Genomic DNA, 17,091 nt, shown 5'->3' with positions numbered 1-17,091 from the left:
TAACTATGGTATCATTTAGCTGTTTGAAGACATTTTTATCTAATGAAGAGGGGGATAATAATGGCAAGCGTAAGTCTTAAAACTATTATTGAAAAAATGAAGCTTGAAAACCTGACACCTGAGCTCGACATCAAGAAGATCAGGATCTCACAGCCGGATATCAACAGACCGGCCCTTCAGCTGGCAGGATATTTTGAGCACTTTGAAGCCACGAGACTTCAGGTAATCGGTTTTGTTGAGTATACCTACATGGAATCTTTTCCTCAGGAAAAGAAGGAAGAGATGTACAGGGAATTTCTTTCCTTTGATATTCCCGGTGTTGTTTTCTGCAGAGAACTGACTCCTGATCCTTTGTTCCTTAAGATAGCGACTCAGGAAAAAGTTCCCGTTCTTATTACCAAGAAATCCACTTCCGCATTTATGGCGGAGATAATCAGATGGCTTAACGTTAAACTGGCTCCATGCATTTCAATCCACGGAGTTCTGGTTGATATCTTCGGTGTTGGCGTTCTTATCACGGGTGAGAGCGGAATCGGTAAGTCCGAGACAGCCATAGAGCTTATCAAGAGAGGACATCGTCTTGTATCGGACGACGTTGTTGAGCTCAGGCGTGTCAGCGAGGAGACACTTATCGGTACAGCTCCTGATATAACCAAGCATTTCATCGAGATGCGAGGCGTTGGTATCATCGACGTTAAGACTCTCTACGGTGTATCAAGTGTAAGAGAGACCCAGACCATTGACCTTGTTATCAAGCTTGAGGACTGGGACAAGGATAAGGAATATGACAGACTTGGTCTGGAGGAGGAGTATACCGAGTATCTTGGCAACAAGGTGGTATGCCACAGAATTCCCATCAGACCCGGACGTAACCTGGCGGTTATCTGCGAATCAGCAGCCGTTAACCACAGACAGAAAGCCATGGGCTACAACGCAGCTCAGGAGCTCTACAACCGCGTTCAGAATTCCCTTGCGCGTCGTCGCAGTGAAGACGATGAAGATGATGAGTGATACAGGGATTCAAAGTCATGAGCTTCATGTGCTCGCACAATGAAGGTTATGACCTTGAAGACCGAACATACATGAGGAAGTAGCGCGGTAGTGCGGATTCCGAATGTATGTAGCACGGCGAGAGCGTAAGCGGAGCCATGCGGTATCACGGAGTAGATTACATCAATTATTAAATTAAACATAGAGGAGAAACACAAAATGGCAAGATACGTATTCGGAGCAGACATCGGCGGCACAACCGCCAAGATCGGTCTTCTGACTGAGATCGGTGAGAAGGTAGATTTTTGGGAGGTTCCCACAAGGACCGACAATGGCGGAGAGCTGGTTCTTACTGATGTTGCGGAAGCAATCAGAGGCAAGATTAATGAGAAGAACCTCAACGATTCAGATATCGTAGGTGTAGGTGTCGGTGTTCCGGGTGCGGTTAATGTTGACGGACTGTGCTATCAGGCAGTTAACCTTGGATGGGAGAACAGAGCCGTTGTCAACGAGCTTCACTCCAAGGTTAAGCTTCCCGTTAAGGCCGGTAACGATGCTAACGTTGCTGCTCTCGGAGAGTCCTGGAAGGGCGGCGGACAGGGATATGCCAATATGCTGCTTGTAACACTGGGAACCGGTGTCGGCGGCGGAATCATCAACGAAGGCAAGATCCTTAACGGTGCCAAGGGTTCAGGCGGAGAGATCGGACACATTCATCTTGTGGATGATGAGCCTGATACCTGCGGATGCGGTAACCATGGCTGCTTTGAGCAGTACGCAAGCGCAACAGGAGCTGTAAGAATCGCCAGGAGAGTTCTTGCAGAGACCACAGAGGACAGCGTTCTTCGCGGCGGTTCATTTGAGTGCAAGGATATCTTTGATGCGGCCAAGAAGGGCGATGCAGTAGCAACCATGATCGCTGAGAGATACGGTTATTACCTTGGAAAAGGTATTGCCATCACAGCCAGCGTAGTTAACCCTGAGATCATAGTACTGGGCGGCGGCGTATCCAAGGCAGGAGATATGCTCTTTGACCTTCTTATGCCAAGCTTCAAGAAGTACGTATTCCCGGGCTGTGCAGATGCTAAATTCGCTCTTGCCAAGCTTGGAAATGATGCAGGCGTATACGGCGCAGCTAAGATGCTCCTGTACTAATGCTATTTTGTTAACTGGATGGAGAACAATCTTTTGAAGGAAGAATTACTTACATCCCTTAGAGGGATACTTTCGGAAGAAAATATATTAATAGATGAACCCATGAGCAGGCACACCACGTTTAGAACCGGTGGGCCTGCAAGCTTATTTATAAGGCCGGCTTCACGGGACGAACTTATACGGTCCATGACGATTATTAAGGAGAGCAATAGTCCTTTTTTCATCTTGGGGAATGGCAGTAATCTCCTTGTTTCCGACAAGGGATATGACGGAGTGATCGTATCTGTCTCCGGTCTTAAGGGGCTGGAAACCTTGGGTGAGAACAAGATTGTCGCCGAGGCAGGCTGCCTTAATTCACAGATAGCGGCGGTTGCCAGAGAGAATTCCCTGACAGGCTTTGAATTTGCGGCAGGAATTCCCGGAACCATAGGTGGCGCCATGATCATGAACGCGGGAGCCTACGGCGGAGAGATGAAGATGATAACAGAGAGTGTTACACTTCTTTCTCCGGAGGGAGATATCGTGACCTATGACAACGAGGCCATGGAGTTCGGGTACAGAACCAGCTCTATTAAGAATAAGTGCTACGTTGTTCTTGAAGCTACTCTTTCTCTTGAAAAAGGCGACAGCGAACAGATTATTGCGACCATGAACGAACTTGCTCTTAAGAGAAAAGAGAAGCAGCCACTGGAGTATCCAAGCGCAGGATCAACCTTCAAGCGTCCCGAGGGCTATTTTGCCGGCAAGCTTATCGAAGATGCGGGACTTAGAGGCTATCAGGTGGGCGGAGCGAGAGTTTCAGACAAGCACTGCGGCTTCGTAGTAAATATGGGAGATGCCACATCTACAGATGTATACAGGCTTATCTGCGATGTTAGAGAGAAGGTTCTGAAGGAATCGGGAGTTACTCTCGAACCGGAAGTTATAATGTTGGGAGACTTTTAATCGTATTTGTTTAATTACAGTCAGAGAGAAAGGATCTTGAGATGAGATTCGTAATTGTTACAGGAATGAGCGGCGGCGGTAAGGCCACAGCTATCCATATGCTTGAAGATGCAGGCTATTACTGCGTTGACAACATTCCGGTATCCCTTATTGAGAAGTTTGCCGATCTTATTACCATGCCGGACAATGAGATCAATAAGGTGGTTCTGGGCATAGATGCCAGAGCCGGACAGAGCTTTGAAGAAGTTCCGGGAATAATCGACTCCCTTAAGCGCAGGGGAATCCCCGTTGAGATTCTTTTCATGGATGCCAGTGACCAGGTGCTCATCAAGCGCTACAAGGAGACGAGGCGTGTACATCCTATGAATGTAAATGATGTTGGCGCCAGAATTGAAGACGGAATTGATAAGGAGAGAGCTGTTCTTTCCGAGGTAAAAAAGCGTGCTGACTACATCATCGATTCCACGCAGCTTCTTACAAGAGAGCTTAAGGAAGAGCTGGATCGAATTTTTGTTAAGAATAAGGCCTACAATTCGCTGATGGTGACAATACTTTCCTTTGGCTTTAAGTACGGAATCCCTGCCGATGCGGATCTGGTTTTTGACGTCAGATTTTTACCTAATCCTTACTATATTGATGAACTGAAACATCAGACCGGCAATGACAAGGGAGTTCAGGACTATGTTAAGAGCTTCCCTGAGTGCGGACAATTCCTGGATAAGCTGGAGGATATGCTGAAATTCCTTATTCCCGGCTACGTTCAGGAGGGCAAGTACCAGCTGGTTGTGGGAATAGGCTGCACCGGCGGACAGCACAGAAGCGTAACCATCGCCAACGAGCTGTTTGACAGGCTTCGGGAGTCCGGAGGCAATATCGGAATCAAGCTTGCTCACAGGGACATCAAGAACAATAAGTAGGAAAAATATATGTCTTTTTCAGCAGAGGTTAAAGAAGAACTTGCTGCCAGGATCGGAGGACCGAGGCACTGTCAGCTGGCTGAGATTGCTGCGATAATTACCTGCGAGGGTTATGTGGAGTCCGACGAAAACGGCGTGGCTGCGCTGTTTTTGCAGGATGAGAATGAGCTGGCAGTCAGAAAGTTCTTTACATTATTAAAAAAAGCATTTAATATAAGAACTAGCTTTTTGGAGAATATCCCTGAAATTAAGGAAGGGGGCAGAGTTTATCGGCCTGTTCTTACTGACAGGCAGGAACTGGACTCAGTCCTTGGGGCCATCAGAATGCTTGACGGCGACCGTAAGGTCAGGGAATTTGACAATGGGGCAAGCCCTATGGTTACCAGGAATTCCTGTTGTAAAAGGGCTTTTTTACGTGATGCCTTTTTGTGTACCGGCTCCATAAGCGATCCAAACAAGGGATATCATCTGGAGTTTGTCTGTAACTATGAGGGACAGGCTAAGGCGCTTCAGCAGATGATCGAGAGTTTTGATATAGAAGCCAGAATAGTTCAGAGGAAGAAATACCATGTCCTTTATGTTAAGGAAGGTGCCGGAATTGTAGATCTTCTGAATATTATGGAGGCTCCCGTCAGTCTCATGAATCTTGAGAATCTTCGTATTGTCAAGGAAATGCGCAACTCCATCAATAGACGTGTCAACTGCGACGTGGCCAATATTGCCAAGACTGTTAATGCCGCCGCCAAGCAGATTGAGGATATCACTTATATCAGAGACCATTACGGATTTAACAAGCTTCCGGACGGACTCAGAGAGATGGCCGAAGTAAGGCTGGAACACCCGGAATCAACTCTTGGAGAACTGGGTGGCTATCTTGATCCGCCGGTGGGTAAATCGGGAGTCAATCACAGGCTCCGCAAGCTCAGCGAACTGGCTGAGAAGATCAGGCTCTGATACGTTGTAATGTTTGAAATACCTGCAGTTTATAGCTTACACAGTGTAAGCCCGGCAAGGAGGGGAATTATGATCACAAAATCTATCGAAATCAAGTTACCAAGAGGACTTGAGGCAAGACCTGTTGCAGAGCTTGTTCAGCTCGCATCCAAGTACGAGAGTACAATGCACATCGAGGCTCAGTCTAAAAAAGTTAACGCCAAGAGCATCATGGGAATGATGACACTTAACCTCAACACAGGTGAGGAAGTAACTGTAATAGCTGAGGGAAGCGACGAAGAGACAGCAGTAGCTGATCTTGAGAAGTTTCTTCAGGGAAATGCACAGTGATGACTTTTAGCGATTAGAAAATGGCATGTCGGAAACGACATGCCATAAAATTTGCTCTAAAAAGGGAGGATGCCAGGTAAGCTTCCTTACCTGGCATATTATGAAAAAGTTTTTTATTTGGTATTGTCTTAACTCATCTGACAATATTATATTAACAAGCCTATATGTCCAAAAGATGATTCTGAGTAAACAAGCTTTTAATTAATTGTAAACAAATTATGAACGCGCCCGGAAACCAGTAAATATGCGGGCTGCGTTTTTTTGTTGTTTAAAAAAACATGCCTGTGCCTTATAATTAAGTTTGAAAGTTTCTGTTTTTGAGGTGATATGGTGTTAAAAACGGTAGTTTTTGTTCTGAGAAGTGAATTCATGGACAGTGAGATCATAACTTCCCAGATTGGAGAGACGATTGAATATATTAAAGAAAACAAAGTGGATGCATCTGTGGTATATGCAGATGAGGAGACCAATATCAGTATTCCCGGAGAGCCCGGAGAGATGCTGGTTATCTGCGACAGCGGCAGTATGGCGGAGAAACTAAAAGGCCGCGGATATTATATTACCGGACTGTGGCATGAGTTTAATAAGGATGAGAAGTTTAAGGACCTTAAATACATTTTTTCAGAGCTTACCGAGATAGATTTCGACTCTTTTGTTAAGACCTATCAGAGATACGCAGGGGAGCCCTGGGAGGTTCTTAGGACTGAGAGGTTACTTATCAGAGAGACCACCCTGGAAGATATTGATGAATTCTACAAGATCTACGCGGATCCGGAAATGACCAGGTATATGGAGGGACTTTTCGATGATCCGGCGGATGAGAAGAGATATCAGAAGGACTACATTGAGAAGGTCTACGGCCTTATGGGCTTTGGCGTGTGGACTATCGTAAGGCTTATCGATGGCAGAATCATTGGAAGAGCGGGATATTCCGTAAGGAACGGATTTGAGGACATTGAGCTGGGCTTTTTGATAGGAACGCAGTTTCAGAGGCAGGGCTATGCCTTCGAGGCTTGCAAAGCAATCCTTGACTACGGCCGTGACATTCTTTTGTTCGATAAGGTCCAGACTCTGGTTAAAAAGGAGAATCTGGTGTCCATCCATCTGTGCAACAAGCTGGGGTTTGCAGTCAGCGAGCAGGTAGAGGTGGAGGAGAATATTTACGGACATTCCTACAACGGCAAGAAGGTGGAGCTTAGTCAGTGCAACTATGGCACATATATTAAAATGGTTAAACATTTGACATAAAAAGCATTTCTTTATGGTAATTTTTAGCTTAATACTGTAATATATAGCTGTAGCAATGAGAAGGATTTAAGAATATAGGTACTAAGGGACACTGGAGCCCCTCAGGAGAGAATACCTATCGGAGGAAAAATGACAGCACTTCAAATGTTCAGTTTGGTCGCAGGACTCGTAGGCGGTCTTGCCATGTTTCTTTATGGAATGAATGTTATGAGCGGAGGCCTCACCAAGGCAGCCGGAGGTAAGCTCGAGGCAGTTCTTGCCAAGGTTACGGAGCATCCTATCATAGCCTATCTGTTCGGAGTCGGTGTAACGGCTCTTGTTCAGTCATCATCTGCATCAACCGTAATGGTTGTTGGTCTTGTTAATTCAGGTATCATGACTCTCAAGCAGGCAGTAAGCGTTATCCTTGGTGCCAACCTCGGAACAACCTTTACCGCATGGCTTCTTTCATTAAACGCAATCAGCAGTGACAACTTTTTGATCAATCTGTTAAAGCCCGCATCCTTTACGCCTTTCCTGGCGATAATCGGTATCGGTCTCTATATGTTTGCCAAGAGCGACAAAAAGAAGAATATCGGAACCATTCTTCTTGGCTTCTCGGTTCTTATGTTTGGTATGAGCAGCATGTCCAGCGCTGTTTCGCCTCTTAAGGAAGTTGATTCCTTTGTGGATTTCCTTACAACTTTTTCCAATCCAATAATCGGATTTCTGGTTGGTATAATCTTTACCATGGTAATTCAGAGTTCTGCCGGAACCATCGGTGTACTGCAGGCTCTCTCATTATCAGTCAGCGTTAAATACAGCATGTCTATTCCCGTGGTTGTGGGCGCAGAGGTAGGAACCTGTATTACAGCGATCCTTTCATCCCTTGGTGCCAATAAGAACGGTAAGAGAACAGCCCTGATGCACCTTTACTTCAATATCATCAAGGCTTCACTCTTTATGATCATCTTCTATACAGTCAATTCCTTTGTACATTTTGCATTCATGGAGGAGCAGAGCGGAATGGTTGGTATCGCCGGAATCCATACGCTCATCAACCTTGTGGCAACACCTCTTATGCTGCCTTTTGCAGGACTCCTTGTTAAATTGGCTCTTAAGACTATTCCTATCGATGAGAAGGAGAAAAAGGAGCAGGAGGAGAACGAGGCTATTCGTACTCTGGACGAGCGCTTCTTAAAGAACCCGCCCTTTGCTCTTCAGCAGGCAAGACAGGCTGCGGTTGAGATGGCTACTATGTCAAGGGATGCTCTGGTTAAGGCAATCGGCCTTATCAATGAATTTGATCCAGAGATCGCGGATGAGGTTGACTATCTTGAGAGAAAGGTTGACCGCTACGAGGATCAGCTGGGAACTTATCTTATGAAGATCAACTCCCACCACCTTGGTGAGGAGGACAGCCATACACTTTCAGTTCTTTTGCACTGTATCACCGACTATGAGCGAATCAGTGACCACGCCCTCAATATCATGCAGAAGGCCAGGAATATGTCAGACAACAAGAGGAAGTTCTCACCTAAGGCAGAGATAGAGATGGGTGTATTTTCTGCAGCGGTTCAGGAGATTGTGGAGCTGTCACTTAAGAGCTTCGAGAATCTGGATATGGTTGTGGCCAAAGAAATTGAGCCCCTTGAGGAAACCATCGACGGAATACAGAAGGAAGTTAAGCGCCGTCATGTGAGAAGACTTCGCAAAGGCAAATGTACCATCGAGCAGGGATTTGATCTTAGCGACATCGGAACAGATTTTGAGAGGATTGCCGATCACTGCAGCAATATCGCGGTTGGTATCATTGAGGTTAACGACGATGCCTATGATGCCCACGGATACCTTGAAGCGCTGAAGGCTGACAAGCGTGAGGACTTCGACAAGGCAGTTGAATTCTATGAGAGAAAGTACGAATTGCCTGCGGTTAAGTATTGACACAGTTAGACATTGTCATTAAAAGGCTGTGAGACTCTGCGGGGTTCTCACAGCTTTTGAGCGTATTACAAGAATAAATTGGAAGGATTTGTTTATGAATATCAGGAAACTTGGCAGACTGACTACATATATGGAGGCTCAGCAGAAGCTCGGGAGAATCCAGGGCGCAGCTCTTGTTGTGGAACACAAGGGCAAAAGAGTCTATGAGAATCACCTTGAGCCCGACAGGGAGGATAGCATCTACAAGATTTTCAGTATGACTAAGCCCATCACCGCCATGGCAGCCATGATGCTCTATGAGAGAGGTGAGCTGGACCTTATGAGCAAGGTATCCGATTATCTGCCTGCCTTCAAGGATTGCAAGGTTGCTTCTCCGGAGGGAATCAAGAAGGCGGAGAATCCTATTTTGATAAAAGATCTGTTGAACATGACTTCCGGCATTGTGTATCCCGGTGATTTCGGTGAGGCAGAGAGATCTATGGGCAAGGTTGTGAAGGAAGCAACGGCCCAGAGACAGTCGGGAATCCTTAAGAGCAACGTGGATTTCTGCAACAAACTGGCGGAAGGCTATCTTGCCTTCGAGCCGGGAACCGGATTCAGATACGGTTATTCCGCGGATGTTATGGCAGCGGTGATGGAGGTTATCACAGGACAGAAGTATTCCGAGTTTTTGAAAAAGGAGATATTTACTCCTCTTAACATGGAGGATACAGGATTTAAGATTGACGACAGCAAGGCCTTCAGAGCAGCTGTTCTCTACAGAAGAGATAAGACAGGTAAGGCAGTGAGAGCAGAGGATGATGTCAGAAGACGCCTGTCCATGGAGCATCCCACAAGGGAGCCTTTATTTGAGAGCGGCGGCGCAGGGCTGTATTCAACTATCAACGACTATACGCATTTTGCCCAGATGCTACTTAACAAGGGCTCTTATCACGGCAAAGAGCTTATCGGCAAGAAGACCCTTGCCTTTATGACAAGCCCACAGCTCACACCTCTTCAGCAGGATGCGCTGGATCTGGACAGCTGTGTTGGCTATGGATACGGCAACTATTTCAGGATTCTGACGGATCCTTCCGCTGCCTGCTCAAACGGCAGTATTGGCGAATATGGATGGGACGGAATGGCAGGCACCTATTTCTTTGTTGATCCCACCGAGGAGCTGATCGTGATCTATATGCAGCAGATTGAGGGCGGTTGTGATTATAACTTTATCCGCGGAATCAGACAGATTGTGTACGGCGCTTGTTGATTTTTGGGTGACGAGAACGCAGAGAAGTCTATCGAAATCGCGGAGTAATGATGGAGAATAGTATGCGATTTGAATATGAGCGATATAAGGAATGAGTAAATACAATGCTGTGCGTGCACAAAGCGTTGTGTTTATGAAATGACTGAACGGACATGAGGAAAAAAGATGCGCGATATTTATGAGCACATCGATTTCCGAGTGGACGTAGCATGACGAGAACGTAGAGGAGTCATGCGATATCGCGGAGTAATGATGGAGAATAGTATGCGATTTGAATACTTAGAAAAGAAGGAGCAGGGCCATTTTATCACCCGCTATGACCTTCACTACAAAACAGAAGACAACATCGACAAAGTCTATGAGATAATCAGCAGAAATCCCAATCTCAAGGGCTTTGAGGATATACATAACAAGAAAGTGGACGCAGTTGTGCTGATCATGCATGACGAGACCGGAGAGAAGATCCTTATCAACAGGGAATTCAGAATGGCTCCCGGTGCCTGGGTCTACAATTTTCCGGCAGGTCTTATCGACCCCGGAGAAGTTCCGGAGGAGAGCGCAAGGCGCGAGCTTAAGGAAGAGACAGGTCTTGACCTTGTGGCTATTGATGACTGGATCGGAGAGAGCTACAGTGCTGTGGGATTTTCCAATGAGAAGAACGTGTGCTGTGTTGGAAGAGCCGCAGGGACTTTTTCCAAGAGCAGCTCTACTCTGGAAGAGATCGAGCCCGGCTGGTATACCAAGGAGCAGGTAAGACAGCTCCTTAAGACAGAACCTTTTGCCGCAAGAACACAGGCTTATTGCTATCTGTGGAGTAGATCATGAGCGAAAGAAATCAAAATATCAGAAACAACGGAATATATAAGAAGCCATCGGAAGGTCAGAACAATGCCTTGAAGAGGGGTATTGTAGGACTTAATATCTGCGAGGAATGCGGCGGCTTCTGCACAGAGAGCGTGCCTCTTATCGAGGGTCTTCCTGTCAACGCCCAGGTGAGCCTTATGGAGCACTCGGTTCATGAGACGCTCAAGAAGAACAGTTATCTCTTCAGAGAAGGTGACCCTGTTGATTCCATCTGTATCATAAGAAAAGGCAGAGTCAAGCTCTGCCGTTATGACTCCCTTGGAAGAGAGCAGATCATTACTATTCTTGCGGACCACGATATCATCTGGGAAGGAATGTTCCTGGATGGCAGTATTTATCCTTATTCTGCAGTGTGCCTTACCAATGCATCCATCTGTCAGATACACAGGGATGATTTCATCAAGGTGGTAAATGACCCTACTGCAGCCATGAATACCATCATTCTTCTCAGTAAAAAACTTCACGATGCCAACGAGAGAAACATGCTACTGTCTACCAAGGATCCCATGGCTAGACTTGCTGGATTCCTCATGTACAGAGTGGACCGAAGCGCCACTGATGACATCGTGCTCAAGCTCGATGATATCGCTGCCAGTGTGAGCCTTAGGACTGAGACGGTCAGTCGTAAGCTCAGGGAGATGGAGAAGATGAATCTTATCACCCGCACAGGCCACGGCAAGATTAAAGTACTGGACCGAGACGCCCTGAGGGAGATATACGTCTCACAGTGATAGAGGACGGACAAGCCGCTTTTCTGTCCCAGAGCACCTTGTCCTGTGCTATGACACCGGTAGAAGATGCGCTTGCAGAGTATAATCTCCCTTTTTCCCGGTCTATAGCAATCATGGATAGAAGGGAGATAGTGTATTATTTGCCGTTTAGAATATTGCGGGCGTTTTCGACGCGGTCGGCGGTGGGGGATTTGACGCCTTCCAGCTGGTAGGGAATGCCTAGGGCTTCAAACTTGTGCTGGCCAAGGGTGTGATAGGGCAATACATCAATTCTTTTTACATTGGAGAGAGTTTCGATGAACGCTCTGGTCTTGTGAAGATACTCGTCGTTGTCGGTAATGCCCGGAACCAGTACGTGTCTGATCCAGATGGGTTTGTCAATCTCTGAGAGGTACTTCATGCCTTCGATGATATTCTCGTTGGGAAGACCTGTGAGCTTAATATGCTCATCTCTGTCGATGTGTTTGATATCAACCAATAACAAATCCGTATATTTCATGAGCTCTTGGAATTTGGAAAAGAAGGGCTCCTCTTTTGTAAAAGGCTGAAGCGCTGTATCTATGCAGGTGTTTATGCCTTTTTCTTTTGCCTTCTTGAAGAATTCCAAAAGAAAATCAATCTGAAGCAGGGGCTCTCCGCCGCTGACAGTGATTCCACCGTCTTCTCCCCAATAGGTTCTGTACCTTTCTGCGAAGTCCAGCAGCTCATCGGCACTTCTCATATCCTCGGAATTGGGATCCCAGGTGTCTGCGTTGTGGCAATACTTGCAGCGAAGCTTGCACCCCTTAAGGAATACAAGAAATCTGATGCCCGGCCCGTCAACGGAACCGAAAGTCTCTATGGAATGGATTGCTCCTTTTATCATAATTATTTCCTCGTCTTTCTGTAACTATACTATCGTGTACTATACTAGCGGGGCGTTTTTATACCAATGGGGACGGTTCTGTTTGGTATAGTTTTGCATATCATTACATGCACAAACTATACCAAACAGAACCGTCCCCATTGGTATAAAAACGTCCCGCTGATGTAGTTTGCCCGATAATCTATGGTAATTATATCAAACTAAAACATTGCGTAGAATCAAAAAGAGCAGATTGCTTTGGCATCATGTAAATAAAAATGCGACAAAACATAAATTTCTTAAGGCTTTCTTAAGATTGCACCAAAGCTGTTTACATGACAGGCAGTTTATGCTACCCTAGTCGTGAGCTCAGTTCTGAGCCTTCAGACACGGCAATGATATTTCAGCCGGACATTTCCAAAAAAGTCATTAATAAGTCATAGGAGAAAATAATGTCACGAAAGCCACGTGCCGCAAGCTATTCCGGATACATGCACGTCATCACACGAGGAATAAATAAACAGCGAATTTTCGAGGATCCAAGGGATTATGGATATTATCTTAAAAGACTCAGTCAATATTGTATGGATACGGAAGTAAAAATATGCGCATACTGCCTGATGAATAACCATGTACATCTACTGTTGAAAGGCGAAAAGGATGCTATAGCTGTTTTGATGAAAAAGATAGGCGTTAGCTATTCCTATTATTTCAATTCCAAGTACAACCGTGTTGGTCATCTGTTTCAGGATAGGTATAGGAGCGAGCCGGTGGATGATGGCAGATATTTTTTTACAGTCTTCAGATACATTTTGAATAATCCGCAGAAGGCTGGAATATGCAGCGCATCTAAGTATGGATGGAGTAGTTACTGGGACTATTATAATCCGCCGGAGTATATGGACTTTAGCTACGTCAAAAAATATATAGATAACGGGGAACGTTATCGAAAATTCATTGGAACCGAGAATGACGATAGCTGCATGGAGTACGATGAAAAGCATGATGATACCTGGGCCGAAGAAATAGTAAGGGAATATGTGCCTGAAGATAAAAATCAAAAGGGACTAAAATCCATGGACAAGAACGAACGCTTTGATGTGTTGAAAAAAATTCATGGCAGAGGCGTGACACTTAGACAAATTGAACGACTTACCGGTGTTTCCAGGCCAACAATAAAAAAGGCTATAGGGGATAGATAAAGGAAGATACACCTGTGTGGGTGATTTTATACCAATGGGGACGGTTCTGTTTGGTATAAAATAATCAGACAAAAAGCAATCCAAATAGATAGTTTTTGACAAATAACAAAAATGTATAAATTATAGATTAAATGAACCTATAAAACTCAGACAATTCAAGGCTTTGGGAGGGGCTATATGTAACAATGATGAAAGAATTATTGACCTATGAATAGCAGTTCGATAGAATATGAAATATCCTAAAGAATATACTAAAAATACAGAAAACGGAGGAGAGTTATAATGAAGAAATGGAACACACCTGAACTTGCAGAATTAAACCTTACAGAGACTGCTGGAGGATTCTGGTGCGATGATCACGAGAGTTGCACATGGTATGGGGGCACACATGACCATACTCCTAAAGGCGATAAGGGCCAGGAAGAAAAGGGTACAGAATCAACTCCTGAGGAAGAAGAGTTTACTGATAAGTTATCATAATTCAGTCGTCTTAAATTGGTGTTAAAGAGCTCATCAAAGACATTTGATGAGCTCTTATTTTTGTATATGTCAGTTAGTATAATAATGAGATTTTGAAGTGGTTCATGGTGAATTATGAGTGGAATATATGGTGTAGTTTCAAAAAATAAAATCGAACAAACTAATTACATTGGATTGACTAAGTGGAATGGTCTGTACGGTGATTTGGAGAATCAAAGGACTGTTACAGAGACCTTTCTTTTGGGAATCAAGCCTGAGCGTTTGAGAGAAAAGGATTCAAATGCTGATAATTATCTAATGAAGAACGGAAGCATGCTAGGAGCCATTGATGCATTTGTATTTTCAGAGAATGAAACAGAACAATCTGACCATGATTATATTTTTTGTACAATAAAAGAAAAAGGGATTCAAGGCTTAAAAGACATAAATGGAGATTTCGCAGGAGCCATTTGGGATGATTTTGGAAAGCAACTTGTGCTGTTTAGAGATCACATGGGAATCAGGCCACTTTTTTACTATCAGGATGATAAGAGAGTGATTTTTTCTACGGATATCAGAGGCATTACTTCTGTAGAGGATACAGATGTTTCAGTTAATGAAGAACTATTGTATTATGCGATGATAGGTGCATCTGAGCATTCAGCAACAAATACTGAATATCGTAGAATCAAATGTGTGTCTCCCGGTGGTTATGTAAAGTTTGATTTTTCTGATTCTAAAATAACATGTAACGAAGGCTACTATTGGATTCCCGGAGAAAAAAAGATTCGCTGTAAGAATAGGACAGAGTATACTCGTGAACTTAGGAAGTTAGTAGAGAATGCTGTTGCTATTAGAGCAAGAGCATCATCATTTCGAATTGGAGCGGAATTGTCAGGGGGCTTAGATTCAAGCGTGATTGATCTGCTTTTGGCAGGATTGAGAAAAGACTGCGTGTATTATTCCTGGACTCCTGGGGAAGATTATCTACCTATAGTGGAAAAGGATGAGCGCCTTGTAATAAAAGATGTATGTGAAAAGGCAGGAATAGAATGTAACTATGGGGGGCTGAAAATACAGATTGACGGGGACGAGACTCTTAATCAACGTTTCTTTTTGGATACTGAAGGAAAATATAAAAATACCTATTATTATATAAAATATGCATTTCCACACTATATGAATACAGCCCAAATCTATGAGACTGCTTCATTTATGAGGAATCAAGGTGTTAAATTTGTTTTTACCGGTCACGGAGGTGATGAAGGCGTTAGTCACAGGGCAAATCCATATGAAATGCTGCACTATCATGAGTACTATCATTATTTGCGACTGATGTATTCAAGGAGTAGTGTTTCGAAATACAGACTTATTAAGACCATTGGGCTTATTAGAGATAATTTAAAATATGCCAGAGAAAAGTTGTTAAAGCCTTTTTTCCATGTGGATGCGGGTGCTAACCCTGTTATGAAGCCTGAGTTTGCTGAGAAAAATAAAACAAAAGCTTTACCTTTATTATATTTTGCATACGACCCTGTTAGGTATATTAGGCAAGGAGGCAGCAGAAACAGACTCGATGTTTTGGCTTTCTACGGGAGTTGTACCGGTATAAGATATTTGACACCATATCTTGACTATAGAGTAATTGATTTTGCACTGGGCATTCCCAGGTATTTATACCATAACTGGTACTATAATCGATATATTTTCAGAGAGGCTTTCAAGGATATTATGCCAGAGTCCTTGTACTGGCTGAAGTCTAAAGAGAGCATCAGCATGAAAAACACTGTCATGAATAAAAAGAATGAGAAAGAAGACGGCGGTTTAAAAGAGGAAACAATTAATAGCAGGAAAGAGTATCTTGAATGGCTTGATCGGGATTACTGGTCTGACTATCTTGACTTTGACGTCTTAAATGATTGGGTTTATTGCAAGAGCAATAAAGAATTTGATAGTAAGATTTATTCAACAATAATTCAATGTATTCAAATAGAGCATCTGGTCAAGCGTTCCAGAGAAGCGAATTTATCCTCTTGAATTCTTATACACCCACGTGTAAATCTTGTCATGTGACACCGCAACACGCTGCATTCCGTTTTTATCCTTGAAGCTGATGGTGATAGCGGTATCAGAATCATAGTTTATGGTGTACTCGGTTTTGCCGCTGCAGATATATTCGAGGTCTTTATCATCTCTGTAATCGGCTTCGTTCCAGCCATAGATATCACCGGTGATGTTGTCCCTTATAAGGACGGCATCACCTTTTTTGTTGGAGGCAATTACACAAGAATCCTTGAGATGACTTACCTTGAAGCTTGTCTCTGAATAATTGTCGTAAACATAGAGCATGCCGCCGTTTTGTCTGTCGCTGTAAAAAAGAAATCTGCCGTCGGAGGAAACCATCTGGGGGTAATGCTCACCTAAAAGGAGTGTCTGATACTCCTTTGAAGTGGTGATCTTGACGATACCGGTTCGGCTTCCGTTTTCTTTGGTGGCGTAGATAAAATGGGCATCGCTGAAGTTTTCGTTATAGTAGATGGCGGTAATATTGTTATCTGCAAGATAGGTCTCGTTGAAGCGGGTGTCGTACATGTACAGATCGCCGTCGCTTGTAAGGTAAAAGTCGTAAAAATCTATATTGCAGGAATCTACAAGATCCGCATCCTGTGACAGGGTTGTCACAGTGAAGGGGTGCTGCTTGTCGGTGACATCGGGACGACTCGAGAAACGGGCATAGCCGGCGATCAGTGAGAATACCACTAAAAATACAGCCGACACCTTTAGTATGGAAATCATGAAGGGGCCTTGTTTCCTTTGGCTACGAGAAGTGTGTCTGCTGTCGTCGCTATTCTTGGAAAAAGGATTCGCTGCGTCTGCGTATTCTTCCTGTTTGGCCAGCTGTTGTCTGATGTCGGAATCTATATCTGACTCAAGATACTCACGCTTGATGTTCGGATTGCTCTCCTCTAAAAGAAACTCGCCGCGAAGACGATCGTTGCGGTCTTTCAGCGCAGCTTCTGTGTCAAATTGCACGGGAGGCTGCGGATTATCCTGAGTTTCAAATGCTATTGGGTTTGAATCAGAATTATTATCTTCAAGATACTGATACATTTATTCTCTCCTTTGTCAAAAAAAGACTCTACTAATTTAAAAAAATATTGTGACCATTTTGTGAACAAACATAAACTTGATTACAATCAATGTTTACATAATGTCGCTTTGATAAGATAACCTTCGGAAAAATAAGTGATAAAACTTTAACAAGCACTTTGTTTTTTAA

16 protein-coding genes are annotated in these 17,091 nt (G+C 44.2%); 14 read left to right on the top strand and 2 right to left on the bottom strand.

All coding sequences use genetic code 11. The features are described from left to right. The first annotated feature begins 60 nt into the window (after positions 1–60). From hprK to G588_RS0106495, 11 genes are all read left to right on the top strand, one after another. Positions 61–1,011 (top strand): HPr(Ser) kinase/phosphatase, encoded by a 951-nt coding sequence (gene hprK / locus G588_RS0106545; protein ID WP_022777961.1) that lies wholly within the window; start codon positions 61–63, stop codon positions 1,009–1,011. Between the two features lie 198 nt (positions 1,012–1,209). Further along, entirely contained in the window at positions 1,210–2,145 is a 936-nt protein-coding gene (locus tag G588_RS0106540; RefSeq protein WP_022777960.1) for an ROK family glucokinase, read from the top strand. Positions 2,146–2,163: 18 nt separating this feature from the next. Further along, positions 2,164–3,090 (top strand): UDP-N-acetylmuramate dehydrogenase, encoded by a 927-nt coding sequence (gene murB / locus G588_RS0106535; RefSeq protein ID WP_035787988.1) that lies wholly within the window; start codon positions 2,164–2,166, stop codon positions 3,088–3,090. A gap of 41 nt (positions 3,091–3,131) precedes the next feature. Then, positions 3,132–4,007 (top strand): RNase adapter RapZ, encoded by an 876-nt coding sequence (rapZ, locus tag G588_RS0106530; protein WP_022777958.1) that lies wholly within the window; start codon positions 3,132–3,134, stop codon positions 4,005–4,007. 9 nt (positions 4,008–4,016) lie between these two features. Further along, the gene (whiA, locus tag G588_RS0106525) at positions 4,017–4,961 is read left to right on the top strand and encodes a DNA-binding protein WhiA (RefSeq protein ID WP_022777957.1); all 945 of its coding nucleotides are present in this window, start codon (positions 4,017–4,019) and stop codon (positions 4,959–4,961) included. A gap of 69 nt (positions 4,962–5,030) precedes the next feature. Further along, complete coding sequence (locus tag G588_RS0106520; protein ID WP_022777956.1) at positions 5,031–5,291, top strand: HPr family phosphocarrier protein; 261 nt, start codon at positions 5,031–5,033, stop codon at positions 5,289–5,291. 327 nt (positions 5,292–5,618) lie between these two features. Then, entirely contained in the window at positions 5,619–6,539 is a 921-nt protein-coding gene (locus tag G588_RS0106515) for a GNAT family N-acetyltransferase (protein WP_022777955.1), read from the top strand. 129 nt (positions 6,540–6,668) lie between these two features. After that, positions 6,669–8,462 carry a Na/Pi cotransporter family protein gene (locus tag G588_RS0106510; protein ID WP_022777954.1) on the top strand — a complete coding sequence of 598 codons (1,794 nt, stop codon included), beginning with the start codon at positions 6,669–6,671 and terminating at the stop codon, positions 8,460–8,462. 94 nt (positions 8,463–8,556) lie between these two features. Then, the gene (locus tag G588_RS19445; RefSeq protein ID WP_022777953.1) at positions 8,557–9,711 is read left to right on the top strand and encodes a serine hydrolase domain-containing protein; all 1,155 of its coding nucleotides are present in this window, start codon (positions 8,557–8,559) and stop codon (positions 9,709–9,711) included. A 264-nt stretch (positions 9,712–9,975) separates the two neighbouring features. Further along, positions 9,976–10,536: an NUDIX hydrolase gene (locus tag G588_RS0106500; protein WP_022777952.1), complete on the top strand. Its 561-nt coding sequence runs from the start codon at positions 9,976–9,978 to the stop codon at positions 10,534–10,536. After that, positions 10,533–11,306 (top strand): Crp/Fnr family transcriptional regulator, encoded by a 774-nt coding sequence (locus G588_RS0106495; RefSeq protein ID WP_022777951.1) that lies wholly within the window; start codon positions 10,533–10,535, stop codon positions 11,304–11,306. Before G588_RS0106500 ends, G588_RS0106495 begins: the two co-directional genes overlap by 4 nt. Positions 11,307–11,442: 136 nt before the next feature. Here the strand turns inward: G588_RS0106495 and pflA are convergent, their stop codons facing one another. Then, positions 11,443–12,171, bottom strand: coding sequence for a pyruvate formate-lyase-activating protein (gene pflA / locus G588_RS0106490; protein WP_022777950.1), 729 nt, complete (start codon positions 12,169–12,171; stop codon positions 11,443–11,445). A 431-nt stretch (positions 12,172–12,602) separates the two neighbouring features. Here pflA and G588_RS0106485 point away from each other — a divergent pair, with 431 nt between their 5' ends. The 3 genes from G588_RS0106485 to G588_RS0106475 all read left to right on the top strand — a co-directional run bounded on the left by G588_RS0106485 (position 12,603) and on the right by G588_RS0106475 (position 15,848). Next, a complete protein-coding gene (locus tag G588_RS0106485) occupies positions 12,603–13,352 on the top strand; it encodes a transposase (RefSeq protein ID WP_022777949.1) in 750 nt (249 codons plus the stop codon). Positions 13,353–13,634: 282 nt separating this feature from the next. Beyond that, positions 13,635–13,832 (top strand): hypothetical protein, encoded by a 198-nt coding sequence (locus G588_RS0106480; RefSeq protein WP_022777948.1) that lies wholly within the window; start codon positions 13,635–13,637, stop codon positions 13,830–13,832. Positions 13,833–13,946: 114 nt separating this feature from the next. Continuing rightward, positions 13,947–15,848, top strand: a complete 1,902-nt coding sequence (locus tag G588_RS0106475) for an asparagine synthase-related protein (protein WP_022777947.1) — start codon at positions 13,947–13,949, stop codon at positions 15,846–15,848. Here the strand turns inward: G588_RS0106475 and G588_RS0106470 are convergent. Next, positions 15,837–16,922 (bottom strand): hypothetical protein, encoded by a 1,086-nt coding sequence (locus G588_RS0106470; RefSeq protein ID WP_022777946.1) that lies wholly within the window; start codon positions 16,920–16,922, stop codon positions 15,837–15,839. The genes G588_RS0106475 and G588_RS0106470 overlap by 12 nt on opposite strands. Positions 16,923–17,091 lie beyond the last annotated feature (169 nt).

Origin of the sequence: Butyrivibrio sp. AE3009 (assembly GCF_000420845.1) — a bacterium.
In the GTDB taxonomy this organism is placed as follows: domain Bacteria; phylum Bacillota; class Clostridia; order Lachnospirales; family Lachnospiraceae; genus Butyrivibrio.
Note: the sequence above shows the minus strand (reverse complement) of the source record. Positions and strands in the feature narration are given on the sequence as shown.